The 13,764-nt window shown below is 71.7% G+C and carries 13 protein-coding genes; 7 read left to right on the top strand and 6 right to left on the bottom strand.

Going from position 1 to position 13,764, the window contains the following annotated elements; genetic code table 11:
* The first annotated feature begins 91 nt into the window (after window positions 1-91).
* The 5 genes from ACZ6D7_RS47095 (at window position 92) to ACZ6D7_RS47075 (ending at window position 3,475) form a co-directional block, all read left to right on the top strand.
* Window positions 92-529: a roadblock/LC7 domain-containing protein gene (locus tag ACZ6D7_RS47095; RefSeq protein ID WP_469505045.1), complete on the top strand. Its 438-nt coding sequence runs from the start codon at window positions 92-94 to the stop codon at window positions 527-529.
* 22 nt (window positions 530-551) lie between these two features.
* Window positions 552-962, top strand: a complete 411-nt coding sequence (locus tag ACZ6D7_RS47090) for a DUF742 domain-containing protein (protein ID WP_469505047.1) — start codon at window positions 552-554, stop codon at window positions 960-962.
* A gap of 204 nt (window positions 963-1,166) precedes the next feature.
* Window positions 1,167-1,772 carry a GTP-binding protein gene (locus ACZ6D7_RS47085; protein ID WP_469505043.1) on the top strand — a complete coding sequence of 202 codons (606 nt, stop codon included), beginning with the start codon at window positions 1,167-1,169 and terminating at the stop codon, window positions 1,770-1,772.
* 219 nt (window positions 1,773-1,991) lie between these two features.
* On the top strand, window positions 1,992-2,405 hold the full coding sequence (locus ACZ6D7_RS47080; RefSeq protein WP_469505042.1) for a roadblock/LC7 domain-containing protein: 414 nt from the start codon (window positions 1,992-1,994) through the stop codon (window positions 2,403-2,405).
* Window positions 2,406-2,542: 137 nt separating this feature from the next.
* Window positions 2,543-3,475, top strand: a complete 933-nt coding sequence (locus ACZ6D7_RS47075; RefSeq protein WP_469505040.1) for a DUF6397 family protein — start codon at window positions 2,543-2,545, stop codon at window positions 3,473-3,475.
* Window positions 3,476-3,485: 10 nt separating this feature from the next.
* Here ACZ6D7_RS47075 and ACZ6D7_RS47070 read toward each other — a convergent pair whose 3' ends face one another.
* Together ACZ6D7_RS47070 and ACZ6D7_RS47065 are read right to left on the bottom strand one after the other, a co-directional pair.
* Window positions 3,486-4,352, bottom strand: coding sequence for an acyl-CoA thioesterase (locus ACZ6D7_RS47070; protein WP_469505038.1), 867 nt, complete (start codon window positions 4,350-4,352; stop codon window positions 3,486-3,488).
* A 37-nt stretch (window positions 4,353-4,389) separates the two neighbouring features.
* Entirely contained in the window at window positions 4,390-6,903 is a 2,514-nt protein-coding gene (locus ACZ6D7_RS47065; RefSeq protein WP_469505037.1) for a DEAD/DEAH box helicase, read from the bottom strand.
* A 145-nt stretch (window positions 6,904-7,048) separates the two neighbouring features.
* Between ACZ6D7_RS47065 and ACZ6D7_RS47060 the strand changes: the two genes are divergently transcribed.
* Window positions 7,049-7,843, top strand: a complete 795-nt coding sequence (locus ACZ6D7_RS47060) for a metal-dependent hydrolase (RefSeq protein ID WP_469505035.1) — start codon at window positions 7,049-7,051, stop codon at window positions 7,841-7,843.
* A gap of 80 nt (window positions 7,844-7,923) precedes the next feature.
* On the opposite strand, the gene ACZ6D7_RS47055 is transcribed toward ACZ6D7_RS47060, so the two are convergent.
* From ACZ6D7_RS47055 to ACZ6D7_RS47040, 4 genes are all read right to left on the bottom strand, one after another.
* Window positions 7,924-8,178, bottom strand: coding sequence for a type B 50S ribosomal protein L31 (locus ACZ6D7_RS47055; RefSeq protein ID WP_469505033.1), 255 nt, complete (start codon window positions 8,176-8,178; stop codon window positions 7,924-7,926).
* A 45-nt stretch (window positions 8,179-8,223) separates the two neighbouring features.
* Window positions 8,224-8,694 (bottom strand): DUF5709 domain-containing protein, encoded by a 471-nt coding sequence (locus ACZ6D7_RS47050; RefSeq protein WP_469505032.1) that lies wholly within the window; start codon window positions 8,692-8,694, stop codon window positions 8,224-8,226.
* A 453-nt stretch (window positions 8,695-9,147) separates the two neighbouring features.
* Window positions 9,148-10,929, bottom strand: a complete 1,782-nt coding sequence (locus ACZ6D7_RS47045; RefSeq protein WP_469505030.1) for an ABC transporter ATP-binding protein — start codon at window positions 10,927-10,929, stop codon at window positions 9,148-9,150.
* The gene (locus ACZ6D7_RS47040) at window positions 10,926-12,737 is read right to left on the bottom strand and encodes an ABC transporter ATP-binding protein (protein WP_469505028.1); all 1,812 of its coding nucleotides are present in this window, start codon (window positions 12,735-12,737) and stop codon (window positions 10,926-10,928) included. The genes ACZ6D7_RS47045 and ACZ6D7_RS47040 overlap by 4 nt, the downstream gene beginning before the upstream one ends.
* 208 nt (window positions 12,738-12,945) lie before the next feature.
* Here ACZ6D7_RS47040 and ACZ6D7_RS47035 point away from each other — a divergent pair, with 208 nt between their 5' ends.
* The gene (locus ACZ6D7_RS47035) at window positions 12,946-13,668 is read left to right on the top strand and encodes a L,D-transpeptidase family protein (protein WP_469505026.1); all 723 of its coding nucleotides are present in this window, start codon (window positions 12,946-12,948) and stop codon (window positions 13,666-13,668) included.
* The last annotated feature ends 96 nt before the right edge of the window (window positions 13,669-13,764 follow it).

The raw sequence follows: 13,764 nt of genomic DNA, 5'->3' as shown, positions 1-13,764 counted from the left end.
CCGGGCGGCCATTCTCCTTGAGCCATCAGCGGCAACCTCGCATCAGCCACACCCGGTCCTCCCGGACCGCCAACATTCTTAAGGACCCCGCATGATCCAGGACCCGAGCACGAGGTCGGCCCAGCGGTCCGGCGAACTCGACTGGCTGCTGGACGACTTGGTGACGCGCGTCAGTGAGGTACGGCACGCCGTCGTCCTGTCCAACGACGGCCTCGCCGTCGGCGCCTCCACCGACCTCAGCCGGGAGGACGCCGAACACCTCGCCGCCGTGGCCTCCGGCTTCCACAGCCTCGCCAAGGGCGCGGGCCGGCACTTCGGCGCCGGCGGTGTGCGCCAGACGATGGTGGAGATGGACGACGCCTTCCTGTTCGTGGCCGCCGCGGGCGACGGCTCCTGCCTGGCCCTCCTCACCGCCGTGACCGCGGACATCGGCCTGGTCGCGTACGAGATGGCCCGCCTGGTCAAACGGGTCGGCGAGCACCTCTACACCGCACCGCGCCTCGGCGCGCGCCCGCCCGCCGCCGGATGAGGCCAGAGAGCGACCCGTGCAGATGACCGAGGACCCGACCGGCGCCCCGCTCGACCCGGGCAGCCAGTGGTACGACAACGAGGCCGGCCCTCTCGTCCGCCCGTACGCCATGACGGGCGGGCGCACCCGACCGGGCCCCACCGGAGTGCGCTTCGACCTGATCGCCCTGGTCACCCTCGATCCGGGCGCACCCGGCACCGACGGGATGGCGCTCGGACCGGAACACCGGACCCTGATCGGCCTGTGCCGCGCGGAGACCCAGTCCGTCGCCGAACTCGCGGCGGGCGCGGACCTTCCGGTGGGCGTGGTCAGGGTGCTCCTCGGGGACCTGCTGGAACTCGGCTGCGTCACCGTCAGCCGCCCCGTCCCGCCCGCGCACCTGCCCGACGAACGCATTCTGCGCGAGGTCATCGAAGGGCTGCGGGCCCTGTAGATGCACCTTCGGACGAACCCGGACGCGTACGGACCGGCCCCGCACCGGCTCGCGCACCCCTTCGGGCACCGAACAGGCAGCAGCCGGTCAGATCGTGCAGATAGCGGTCGAACACCTCGGAAAAGGAACGCGATTGTCATGATGCTGACTTCACATCCCCGTACGGACGTCGACCGTTGCCGGCACTCCTGAGAGAAGTGATCCATGGTCTCCGAGCACTCCGACTCCTCCGGTGGCGAGACGGCCCCTCTGGCGTTGAAGATCCTGGTCGCCGGCGGGTTCGGCGTGGGCAAGACCACCCTGGTCGGCGCGGTCAGCGAGATCAAACCGCTGCGCACCGAGGAACTGCTGAGCGAGGCGGGCCAGTTGGTCGACGACACCGACGGCGTCGACCAGAAGGTCACCACGACCGTCGCCATGGACTTCGGCCGCATCACCATCCGTTCCGGCCTCTCCCTCTACCTCTTCGGCACCCCGGGCCAGGACCGCTTCTGGTTCCTGTGGGACGAACTCTCGCAAGGCGCCCTGGGCGCGGTGGTCCTCGCCGACACCCGGCGCCTGGAGGACTGCTTCCCCGCGGTCGACTACTTCGAGCACCGGCACATCCCGTTCGTGGTCGCCGTCAACTGCTTCCAGGGCGCCCGGGCCTACGACGTCCACGACGTCTCACGCGCCCTCGACCTCGACGGAGGCACCCCCGTCGTGCTGTGCGACGCCCGTGACCGCGACTCGGGCAAGGAGGTGCTCATCCGGCTCGTCGAGTACGCCGGACGGATGCACACCGCCCGGCTGCTCGACTCCGTCAGCTGACGCACACCCGGGCGCGCCCCCTGCCCGGGCGCGCCCCCCTGCCCGGGGGCGCGCGCCCTCCCTCGCGCCGACGCCGGTCCCGGACCGCCCGCCGCGCCACACCGCCGAACTCCTTGCCCCCGTCACCGGTCCTGGGGAAGGGTGGCGGACAGGGCCTCCGGCGAGGCGGAGGCCGCACGGAAAGCGTCACACGGGGAACCTCACGCGGGGAGACGGGACATGGGGCAGAAGCGGGGACTGGGCTGGCTGCTGGACGATCTGACCGAGCGGGTCGACCACGTCCGCCACGCACTGGTCCTGTCCAACGACGGACTCGTGGCGGGCCAGAGCCGCGGACTGCGCAGAGAGGACGCCGAGCACCTCGCCGCGGTCTCGTCCGGACTGCACAGCCTGGCCAAGGGATCGGGTCGCCACTTCGGCGCGGGCCAGGTCCGCCAGACGATGATCGAGTTCGACGACGCGCTGCTGTTCGTCACCGCGGCCGGCACCGGAAGCTGCCTGTGCGTCCTCAGCGGCGCGGAAGCCGACATGGGCCAGATCGCCTACGAGATGACCCTGCTCGTCAGCCGGGTCGGCGAGCACCTGACCGTGGACGCCCGTCAGCCCGAACGCCCCCCGTTCACAGACCTCTGACCTGCACGTTCTTCCTCCGTCGTGGAGTTATCCACAGGCTCGCCACGAGATCCGCGATTCGGGCTACGGTTTTTCCGAGGCCACCGCGGACAGCGAGGGCCCGATCACACCACGTCACGCCACGGGGGAGGCCGACCATGTCCTACAACACCGTCACGCAACCGCACTCCGATTCCCGCACGCCCGCGCGAGCGGCGCGTGAACTGGGACTGAAGCGCAGCGAGTTCGACCTCGCCGTGCACCTGGGGCGCATCAGGACCGTGCCCGACGAAGGGGGAGGAGGCCGCCGGGTACCGCACGCGGAGATCGAGCGGCTGCGCGCCCGGCCCGACTTCCCCGAGGCACTGCGCGCGAGCGTCCTGACCGTCGGCACCGGCGACGCCGCCGCGATCCTGGAGGTGCCCGCCACCCGGTTCACCCGCCTGGCCCGGCAGGGAGTGGTGGTGCCGGTGACGTTCTACCTGAACCGCTACCGGGCCGTCGTCTGGCTCTATCTGGCCGAGGAGCTACGACAGTTCACCGCCGACGAGAGCAGCGCACCGCTGCTCAAGGGCCGGACCCCCGAGCCGATGCGGGCCCGGCTGGCCGCCGGCCTGGACCTGCGCCCCCGCAACTGGCGGGGACGCCGCCTCGGCTTCCTGCTCCGCCAGGCCGACGGCCCCTGGCAGCGCGCCGGAGCCCTGGCCGGGTTCCTCGACTCCGCCCAGATCGCGGAGATCGTCAAGGACCCCTACGAACGCTCCCACCTGAACCGCTTCCGGCCCGGACCGGCGGCCCACAGCGCCCCCGGCACACCGGCCGCCCACCTCGTGGAGAAGATCACGACGGCGGACGACCCCGACGAGATCGGCTGGCTCAGGTCCGACCTGGCCCGCACCCTGGAAGAGGCCCGCGCCCACCAGCCCGCCCCACGGCCCACCGCGGTGACGCGACCCGCCGCGGCCCAGCGAGTCGCGTCACAACCGACGGTGAACGAGCCGACCCCGCCCCCGCCGGCTCTCCGGCCGGACCGGGAACCCGAGCGGACGGCACGCGGCCTGCTCGGCTGGCTGCGCCGCAGAAGCGCGTGACCCACCGGACTCACAGCGCCCGGAACAACCCCTCCTGCACCACCGACACCAGCAGACGCCCCTGAAGGTCGTAGATGCGCCCACGGGCCAGCCCGCGGCCGCCCGTCGCGATCGGCGACTCCTGGTCGTACAGGAACCACTCGTCCGCGCGGAACGGACGGTGGAACCACATCGCGTGGTCCAGCGACGCCATGTCGAAGTTCCGCCGACCCCACAACGGTTCCACCGGCAGGCGGACGGCGTCCAGGAGGGTCATGTCACTGGCATACGTGAGCGCGCAGGTGTGCACGAGCGGATCGTCGCCGAGCGGCCCGACCGCGCGCATCCAGACCGCGCTGCGCGGCTCGGCGTCCTTGACCTCCTCGGCGCTCCAGCGCAGCCGGTCCGCGTACCGGATGTCGAAGGGCTGACGGCGCGCCATCCGCTCCAACTGCTCGGGCAACGCGCCCAGATGTTCCCGGATCTCCTCCACGACCGTCGGCAGGGACTCCGGGTCCGGAACCTCACGGGCCGGCGGCAGCTGGTGCTCGAAGGGACCTACCTCAGGCTTGTGAAAGGAGGCGGTGAGATTGAAGATCGTGCGGCCCTGCTGCACCGCGGTGACCCGGCGCGTCGTGAACGACCGCCCGTCCCGCACCCGTTCGACCTGGTACACGATCGGCACCCCGGGCCGGCCCGGGCGCAGGAAGTACGCGTGCAGCGAGTGCACCGGCCGCTCGCCGTCGGTGGTCCGGCCGGCCGCGACGAGCGCCTGGCCCGCCACCTGCCCGCCGAACACCCGCTGGAGGGACTCCTGCGGGCTGCGGCCACGGAAGATGTTGACCTCGATCTGCTCCAGGTCGAGCAGGTCGACGAGCCTCTCCGCCGGATTCGTCATCGGTGTGCTTCTCCTGTGCCTCTGCCTCGCGTCGCTCTCACAGCTGTCCGACCTCGGTGACGCGGACGACCGCCCGGCCCTCCGCGTCGGAGGCCGTGAGATCGATCTCCGCGCTGATGCCCCAGTCGTGGTCGTCGTTCGGGTCGTCGAAGATCTGACGGACGCGCCACAGGCTGTTCTGCGGCTCCTCCTGGATGACGAGCAGCTTGGGACCGCGCGCGTCCGGACCGGTGCCCAGGTCGTCGTACTCGTCCCAGTACTTGTCCATCGCCTCGCCCCACGCGTCCGCGTCCCAGCCGGACTCGCCGTCCATCTCGCCCAGCTCATCGACGTGGTCGAGCGCGGCCAGTTCGACGCGGCGGAACATCGCGTTGCGGACCAGGACCCGGAAGGCGCGCGCGTTGGCGGTGACCGGCTTGACCTCGTCGGCCTTCTCCTGGGCCTGCTCGGCGGTCATCTCCTCCGGGTTGGCCAGCTGCTCCCACTCGTCCAGCAGGCTGGAGTCGACCTGGCGCACCATCTCGCCCAGCCACTCGATCAGATCCTGGAGGTCCTCGGACTTGAGGTCGTCCGGCACGGTGTGGTCGAGGGCCTTGTAGGCGCTGGCCAGGTAGCGCAGCACGATTCCCTCGGTACGGGCCAGCTCGTAGTGGGACACCAGCTCCGTGAAGGACATCGCCCGCTCGTACATGTCACGGATGACGGACTTCGGCGACAGCGGGTGGTCGCCGACCCACGGGTGGCTCTTGCGGTACGTGTTGTACGCGTGGAAGAGCAGCTCCTCCAGGGGCTTCGGGTACGTGATGTCCTGGAGCCGCTCCATCCGCTCCTCGTACTCGACGCCGTCCGCCTTCATCGCGGCGACCGCCTCACCGCGCGCCTTGTTCTGCTGGGCGGCGAGGATCTGGCGCGGATCGTCCAGCGTGGACTCCACCACGGAGACCATGTCCAGCGCGTACGACGGCGACTCCGGGTCCAGCAGCTCGAACGCGGCCAGCGCGAAGGTGGACAGCGGCTGGTTCAGCGCGAAGTCCTGCTGAAGATCCACAGTGAGACGCACGATACGACCGGTGGCGTCCGGCTCGTCGAGCTTCTCCACGATCCCGCCGTCCAGCAGCGAACGGTAGATCGCGATGGCGCGCCGGATGTGCCGCAGCTGCTGCCGGCGCGGCTCGTGGTTGTCCTCCAGCAGATGGCGCATCGCCTCGAAGGCGTTGCCGGGCCGGGCGATTACCGACAGCAGCATCGTGTGCGTCACCCGGAAACGGGACGTCAGCGGCTCCGGCTCCGACTCGATGAGCTTGTCGAACGTGTTCTCCGTCCAGCCGACGAAGCCCTCCGGCGCCTTCTTGCGGACCACCTTGCGGCGCTTCTTCGGGTCGTCGCCCGCCTTCGCGAGCGCCTTCTCGTTCTCGATGACGTGCTCGGGCGCCTGGGCGACCACGAAGCCCGCCGTGTCGTAGCCGGCCCGCCCGGCGCGGCCGGCGATCTGGTGGAACTCACGCGCGCGCAGGGTGCGCACCCGGTTGCCGTCGTACTTCGTCAGCGCCGTGAACAGCACCGTGCGGATGGGCACGTTGACGCCGACGCCGAGGGTGTCCGTACCGCAGATCACCTTCAGCAGACCGGCCTGCGCGAGCTTCTCCACCAGACGCCGGTACTTGGGCAGCATGCCGGCGTGGTGGACACCGATGCCGTGCCGCACGTAACGCGACAGGTTGCGGCCGAACTTCGTGGTGAAGCGGAAGTTGCCGATCAGCTCGGCGATCTGCTCCTTCTCCTCGCGCGAGCACATGTTGATGCTCATCAGCGCCTGCGCCCGCTCCACCGCCTGCGCCTGCGTGAAGTGCACGATGTAGACGGGAGCCTGCTTCGTCACCAGCAGATCGGTGAGCGTCTCGGTCAGCGGGGTGTACCGGTACTCGTACGACAGCGGTACCGGCCGGGTCGCCGAGCGGACCACCGAGGTGGGGCGGCCGGTGCGCCGGGTGAGGTCCTTCTCGAAGAAGGACACGTCGCCGAGCGTCGCCGACATGAGGACGAACTGCGCCTGCGGCAGCTCCAGGATGGGGATCTGCCAGGCCCAGCCGCGGTCGCCCTCGGCGTAGAAGTGGAACTCGTCCATGACGACCTGGCCGACGTCCGCGTTCTTCCCGTCGCGCAGCGCGATCGAGGCGAGCACCTCGGCGGTGCAGCAGATGACCGGGGCGTCGGCGTTGACGGACGCGTCGCCGGTCAGCATGCCGACGTTCTCGGTTCCGAACATCTTGCACAGCTCGAAGAACTTCTCCGACACCAGCGCCTTGATCGGGGCCGTGTAGAACGTGACCTCGTCCCGGGCGAGGGCCGCGAAGTGCGCACCCGCCGCGATCATGCTCTTTCCGGAGCCGGTGGGCGTCGACACGATCACGTTCGCGCCGGAGACCACCTCGATCAGAGCCTCCTCCTGGTGGGGGTAGAGCGTGAGACCGCGCTCCTGCGTCCAGGACTCGAAGGCTTCGTACAGGGCGTCGGGATCTGCGGTAGGCGGCAACTGATCGATGAGGGTCACGAACCCATCTTGCCTGCCCGCACGCCCGATGGGGGAATCGGCTGCCGGACCGAAGATCACGGCAGCTACGCTGTGTCGCCGACGGAGCGTCATCGCACCCGGTCAACTGGACAGCGGCACACGAGGAATAGGGCGGGCAACGGCCATGATGGGACCAGCACACTCACTGTCGGGCGCCGCCGCCTGGCTCGGTGTCGGAGCGGCGGCCGCCGCGGCCGGGCACACGATGCCGTGGCCGGTCCTGCTCTGCGGCGCGCTGATCTGCGCCGGGGCCGCACTCGCCCCCGACCTCGATCACAAGGCCGCGACCATCTCCCGGGCCTTCGGACCCGTCTCGCGGTGGCTCTGCGAGATCGTGGACAAGCTCTCCTACGCCGTCTACAAGGCGACCAGGAAGCAGGGCGACCCGCGCCGCTCCGGCGGGCACCGCACGCTGACGCACACCTGGCTGTGGGCCGTCATGATCGGCGCGGGCGCCTCGGCGCTGGCGATCGCCGGTGGCCGCTGGGCGGTCCTCGCCCTCCTCTTCGTGCACATGGTCCTGGCGATCGAGGGCCTGCTGTGGCGGGCGGCGCGGGGGTCGAGCAGCGATGTGCTGGTGTGGCTGCTCGCGGCGACCAGCGCGTGGATCCTGGCCGGCGTCCTGGACAAGCCGGGCAACGGCTCGGACTGGCTGTTCACCCAGCCCGGCCAGGAGTACCTGTGGCTGGGACTGCCGATCCTGCTGGGTGCCCTGGTGCACGACATCGGGGACGCGCTGACCGTGTCGGGCTGCCCGGTCCTGTGGCCCATCCCGATCGGGCGCAAGCGCTGGTACCCGATCGGCCCGCCCAAGGCGATGCGGTTCCGGGCCGGCAGCTGGGTCGAGCTGAAGGTGCTGATGCCGGTGTTCATGGTGCTCGGGGGAGTGGGCGCCGCAGCCGCCCTCAACGTCATCTGAGGCACGCCTTCGGCGCGGGCGACGGCCCGGGCCGGGGCGAAGCCTGCGGTGAGGGCGACGGCTCGGGCAGGGGTGCCCGCTCAGGCGCCGCCGCTCTCGCCGTAGCGCCGCTCGAAGGCGGCGATACGGCCCTCCGTGTCCACCGTGCGTGCCTTGCCGGTGTAGAAGGGGTGGCTCTCCGAGGAGATCTCCACGTCCACGACCGGGTAGGTCTCGCCGTCGTCCCAGTCGATCGTTTGCTCGCTGGTGGCGGTGGACCGGGTCAGGAAGGCGTATCCGGCGGCGCGGTCGCGGAAGACGACCGGGTGGTAGGCGGGCTGCTTCTCCTGCTGCATGGGAACTCCTCGTGCGTCGGCGGCGACGGACCAGGGGTGGTCGGGTCAGCCGGAAAGGGTGTCCTCGTCGACGATGTGCATCGCGGCCTCCTCGGCGGAGGCCGCGGCGCCGTCGATGCCGACGTCGGTGGCGACCAGCGCGCTCTCGTCGTCCTCGTGGGCGCCCTCGTCCGGTGCCACGAGACGGCCGGAGCGGGCCGTGCCGACCTCGTTGTCGAGGAGTTCCCCGTCGGTGCCGTCGCAGTCGCCGAGGCCGTCCCCGTCGGGCACGGCGAGGTCGGGCACTTCATCCGCGAGCCGCTGGTCCAGGGTTTCGCCCTCCCGGCGCTCGGCGGCCGTCACCCCGGTGTGCTCCACGGCCCAGGGCCGCTCCGGAGGGGACCAGCCGCGGTCGAGGGGGTCCTCGACCCCGTCGTCCACGAGCGTGTCCTCCGTGTCGAGCAGTCCCGTGTCCTCCTGGATGTCGGAGGAGTCGGGCTGGTAGACGTCGTCCCCCCATCCGTCGGCGCTGTTCACGGGTACCTCCAGGGGGTGACGGGCCCGTTCTCACCGTGGTCGGCGGTGGGACACCGCCGTACGGGGCACCGGCGCGGCGCGGCGTGTGCCGGACGGATCCCGGCAGGCCTCCGCGAGGGTGCCGGTATCCAGCGTTCCATCCCGCTTCGGCACCGCGCAACGCCAGACGCGAGGCCCGGGACGAACCGCGCCGCCGGGACCGCCGCACCGGGGCGGCGACCTGCGGCAACCCGGACGGTCACGGCAGCCCGGACGGTCAAGGGCGGCACCGTCACGGCAGCCCGCACGGCCACGGCACCCGGGCCGACGCTCCGGCCGACGCCTCAGCGCACGCATCGGCCGAAGCATCGCCCCACCCCTCAGCGCACGCATCGGCCGACGCACCAGCCGGCGCCTGGGTTCCGCCGCGGGCCGGACAGCCCCTCGCCACCCTCGTCACTCCCGCCACCCCCGTCACCCGTGCCAGGATCGCCAGAGCGCCGCGTACGCCCCGTCCGCCTCCACCAGTTCCGTATGGCTGCCCAGCTCGCTGATGCGGCCGTTCTCGACGACGGCGATGACGTCGGCGTCGTGGGCGGTGTGCAGGCGGTGGGCGATGGCGACGACGGTGCGGCCGTCCAGGACGCGGGCGAGCGACCGCTCCAGATGCCGGGCGGCACGTGGGTCGAGCAGCGAGGTCGCCTCGTCCAGGACCAGCGTGTGCGGGTCGGCCAGGACCAGCCGGGCCAGAGCGATCTGCTGGGCCTGCGCCGGGGTGAGCGCGGCCCCGCCCGAGCCGACCTCGGTGTCCAGGCCGTCGTCCAGGGCGCGCGCCCAGCCGTCCGCGTCGACCGCGCCGAGCGCCGCCCACAGCTCGGCGTCCTCGGCGCCGGTCCGGGCCAGCCGGAGGTTGTCGCGGAGGGAGCCGACGAAGACGTGGTGCTCCTGGTTGACGAGCGCCACATGGGAGCGGACCCGTTCGGCGGTCATCCGGGACAGCTCGGCGCCGCCGAGGGTGACCCGGCCGTCCCGGGGCGCGTAGATGCCGGCCAGGAGCCGGCCCAGGGTGGACTTGCCCGCGCCGGAAGGGCCCACCAGTGCCAGCCGGGTGCCGGGGGCGACCTCCAGGGACACCTTGCGCAGCACGTCGACGCCCTCGCGGTAGCCGAAGTGCACCTGCTCGGCGAGCACGTCCCGCCCGTCCGGCGCCAGCCCGAGGTCCCCGTCGTCCGGCTCGATGTCGCGGACGCCGACCAGGCGGGCCAGCGACACCTGTGCCACCTGCAGCTCGTCGTACCAGCGCAGGATGAGGTTGACCGGGTCGACGAGCATCTGCGCCAGGAGCGCGCCGGTCGTCAGCTGGCCCACGTCGATCCAGCCGTGGAGGACGAACACCCCGCCCAGCATCAGGACCGAGCCCAGCACCGTGACGTGCACGAGGTTGATGACCGGGAAGAGGATCGACCGCAGCCACAGGGTGTAGCGCTCCCAGGCGGTCCACTGCTGGATCCGCAGCTCGGACAGGGCGACGCGGCGGTCCCCGAGGCGCTGGGCCTCGACGGTGTGCCCGGCGTCCACGGTCTCGGCGAGGGCGGCGGCCACGGCGGCGTAGCCGGCGGCCTCCGAGCGGTAGCCGGACGGCGCCCGCTTGAAGTACCAGCGGCAGCCCACCACCAGCAGGGGCACGGCGACCAGAACGGCGGGTGCCAGCGGCGGTGCCATGACGACGAGCCCGCCGAGCAGCAGCCCCGCCCACATCACGCCGATGGTCAGCTGCGGCACGGCCTCGCGCATCGCGTTGGCCAGCCGGTCGATGTCCGTGGTGATGCGGGACAGCAGGTCGCCGGTCCCGGCCCGCTCCAGCACGCCCGGCGGCAGCCGCACCGACCGGACGAGGAAGTCCTCGCGCAGGTCGGCCAGCATCCGCTCGCCGAGCATCGCCCCGCGCAGCCGCACCTGACGCACGAAGGCCGCCTGGACGACCAGGGCGAGCACGAACAGCGTGGCGGTGAGCCCCAGATGGAGTTCGCGCGCCCCGTCCGAGAGCCGTTCCACCACGTCGCCCAGGAGCCAAGGGCCCACCATGGAGGCCACGGTGGCGACCGTGTTGACGAGAAGGAGGACCAGGAAGGCGCGGCGGTGCCGGCGCAGCAGTTCGGCCACGTAGGCCCGTACGGTCGTAGGGGCGCCGACGGGCAGCGTGTTCGCCGTCGTCGGTGCCGCCGGGTCGTAGGCGGGCGGTGCCACGCCGATCATGCCGTCTCCTCGATCTCTTCCAGCGTGTTCAGCTTCTTCTCGTCGAGCACGGTCAGCGCCCCGCTGAGCGTCGCCTCCTCGTCCGTCTCCCGGGTGACTACGGCCCGGTACCGGGGTTCGGCGCGCAGCAGTTCGCGGTGCACACCGACCGCGGCGACCTCGCCCTCGTGCAAGAGGACCACCCGGTCCGCGTGATCCAGCAGCAGCGGGGACGAGGTGAACACCAGCGTGGTGCGCCCGGCCCGCAGCTCCCGTACCCCCTCGGCGATCCGTGCCTCGGTGTGGGAGTCGACGGCGGAGGTGGGTTCGTCCAGGACGAGCACCTCGGGGTCCGTGAGCAGCGACCGGGCCAGGGCGAGCCGCTGCCGCTGGCCGCCGGAGAGCGAGCGGCCGCGCTCGGTGATCAGGGCGTCCATCGGGTCGTCGGCGTCCAGCGAGCCCTGGACGAGTGCCTCCAGCACATCCCCGCACTGGGCGGCGGCCAGCGCCGCCCCCGCCTCCACGCCGCCCGAGGCGGGCACGTCCAGCAGGTCGCGCAGGGAACCGGAGAGCAGCACCGGGTCCTTGTCCTGGACGAGGACGGCCGTACGCGCGCAGTCCAGCGGCAGCTCGTCCAGCGGTACCCCGCCGAGCAGGACCGACGGGCCGTCCTCCGCGGGGTGTCCGCCCAGCCGTTCGGCCAGGCGCCCCGCCGCGTCCGGGTCGCCGCACACCACGGCGGTGAGCCGGCCGGCGGGGGCGAGCAGCCCGGTGGCCGGGTCGTACAGGTCGCCCTCGGGGATGTCCGCCGCGCGCGATCCGCCGGCGTCCGTGACCCGCTCCAGCGACAGCACGCGTGCGGCGCGCCGGGCCGACGGGCGCGAGAAGGAGTACGCCATCGCGATCTCCTCGAAGTGCCGCAGAGGGTAGGTGAGGACCATGACGGAGCTGTAGACGGTGACCAGTTCGCCGACGGTGATCCGGCCCTCGCGGGCCAGATGGACGCCGTACCAGACGACCGCGATCAGCAGCAGGCCGGGCATCAGCACCTGGATGGCGCTGATCAGGGACCACATGCGGGCGCTGCGTACGGCGGCGTGCCGGACCTCCTGGGAGGCGCCGCGGTAGCGGTCGAGGAAGAGTTCCTCGCCGCCGATGCCGCGCAGCACCCGCAGGCCGGCCACGGTGTCGGAGGCGAGTTCGGTGGCGCGTCCGGCCTTCTCGCGCTGGAAGTCGGCGCGGCGTGTCGCCGGAGGCAGCAGGGGCAGCACCGCGAGCGCGAGGACGGGCAGGCCCACGGCGACCACGATGCCGAGCGCCGGCTGGTAGACGACGAGACCGATACAGACCAGCAGGACGGTGAGGGCCGCGGCGGTGAAGCGGGAGACGGCCTCCACGAACCAGCCGATCTTCTCGACGTCACCGGTGGAGACGGCGACGACCTCGCCGGCCGCGACCCGCCGGGTCAGGGCGGAGCCCAGCTGCGAGGCCTTGCGGGCCAGCAGTTGCTGCACCCGGGCGGCGGCGGTGATCCAGTTGGTCACGGCGGCGCGGTGCAGGAAGGTGTCGCCGATCGCGGTGGCCGCGCCGCACAGCACCATCAGCCCGCCGGTGAGGGCGAGCCGGGTACCGGAGCGGTCGATGACGGCCTCGATGGCGAACCCGACGCAGAAGGGCTGGGCGGAGACGGCGACGAAGTGCAGCAGGCCCCAGGCCAGAGCCTTTAGCTGGCCGCCCAGCTGGTTGCGGCCGAGCCACCACAGGAAGCGGGGTCCCGAGCGTACGTCCGGCACACCCGGGTCGGGGTACGGAAGGTCTTGGATCTGCATGACGTCCCAGTGGCTCGTGTCAGGGGAGGGAGGGTGATCGTGCGAAGGAACCGCGAGGCGCGGCAACAAACCGTGAAAGGTTCGCGTCGCTGCGTGGTCAAAATCAACCCGTTTTCCGGCGCGGCGACCGGATCCGGCAGCGGGTCGACGTGGCCCGGATGGCCTGAGCCTCACCTAAAAGCCAGGAAAGTGGTGCAAGCATGGGCGGATGCGACCTGGTGGTGTACGGCGTGCGGCGGCGGCATGGGCGGCCTGCGCTTTCCTTCTCTCGGCTCTCTCCGCGTGCGGCGGGGACAGGGCGGCCGGCCCGGGGGCCGGGGGCGGCGCTGCCGCGCGGACCACGGCCGCGTCGGCCCGGATCCCGGACGTCGGCGACCGCTGGCAGCGGCGGATCCCCGCGAATTCCCGCCAGGTCGTGGCCGTGTACGGCGACGGAAAGGACTCCGCGAACGCGACCGTCGTGCTCTACGTCAAACGTGGCCGCCTCTGGGAGCGGGTGCGCGGCTGGCCGGGACACAACGGAAAGAACGGCTGGACCGCCGACCATCACCTCGGCGACGAGCGCAGCCCCGTCGGGGTGTTCACGTTGAGCGACGCGGGTGGCGTCCTGGCCGACCCAGGCACCAGGCTGCCGTACACCCAGTCGGACGACTACACGGTGCCGCGCTGGTGGGAGCGGTCGCACTGGCACGACTTCGACCACGTCATCGCCATCGACTACAACCGAGTCCCGGGCAACCCGCCCGACGACCCGACACGGCCCGAGGGAGAGGAGAAGGGTGGCGGGATCTGGCTCCATCTGGACCACGGCAGCGGTACGTCGGCCTGCGTCAGCATGTCCCGGCCGGCGATGGAGTACCTGCTGCGCACGCTCGACCCGGCTGGCCATCCCGTGGTCCTCATGGGAGACAGGGCGGCGTTGAAGGCCTAGTACCAATGCTGGTGACTTAAGTTCTGTCTTGTCGAGTGATACTGACGGTGTCCGGTGCGGGTGGTGTCCGGCTGCGATGCTCGGCCCGTTTGAGCG

The organism is Streptomyces sp. NPDC041784, from assembly GCF_055591025.1.
Note: the sequence above shows the minus strand (reverse complement) of the source record. Positions and strands in the feature narration are given on the sequence as shown.

Coding starts and splice junctions, on each gene's coding strand:
- ACZ6D7_RS47095 (WP_469505045.1), top strand. CDS start 92: ATGATCCAGGACCCGAGCACGAGGTCGGCCCAGCGGTCCGGCGAACTC.
- ACZ6D7_RS47090 (WP_469505047.1), top strand. CDS start 552: ATGACCGAGGACCCGACCGGCGCCCCGCTCGACCCGGGCAGCCAGTGG.
- ACZ6D7_RS47085 (WP_469505043.1), top strand. CDS start 1,167: ATGGTCTCCGAGCACTCCGACTCCTCCGGTGGCGAGACGGCCCCTCTG.
- ACZ6D7_RS47080 (WP_469505042.1), top strand. CDS start 1,992: ATGGGGCAGAAGCGGGGACTGGGCTGGCTGCTGGACGATCTGACCGAG.
- ACZ6D7_RS47075 (WP_469505040.1), top strand. CDS start 2,543: ATGTCCTACAACACCGTCACGCAACCGCACTCCGATTCCCGCACGCCC.
- ACZ6D7_RS47070 (WP_469505038.1), bottom strand. CDS start 4,352: ATGACGAATCCGGCGGAGAGGCTCGTCGACCTGCTCGACCTGGAGCAG.
- ACZ6D7_RS47060 (WP_469505035.1), top strand. CDS start 7,049: ATGATGGGACCAGCACACTCACTGTCGGGCGCCGCCGCCTGGCTCGGT.
- ACZ6D7_RS47055 (WP_469505033.1), bottom strand. CDS start 8,178: ATGCAGCAGGAGAAGCAGCCCGCCTACCACCCGGTCGTCTTCCGCGAC.
- ACZ6D7_RS47045 (WP_469505030.1), bottom strand. CDS start 10,929: ATGATCGGCGTGGCACCGCCCGCCTACGACCCGGCGGCACCGACGACG.
- ACZ6D7_RS47040 (WP_469505028.1), bottom strand. CDS start 12,737: ATGCAGATCCAAGACCTTCCGTACCCCGACCCGGGTGTGCCGGACGTA.
- ACZ6D7_RS47035 (WP_469505026.1), top strand. CDS start 12,946: ATGCGACCTGGTGGTGTACGGCGTGCGGCGGCGGCATGGGCGGCCTGC.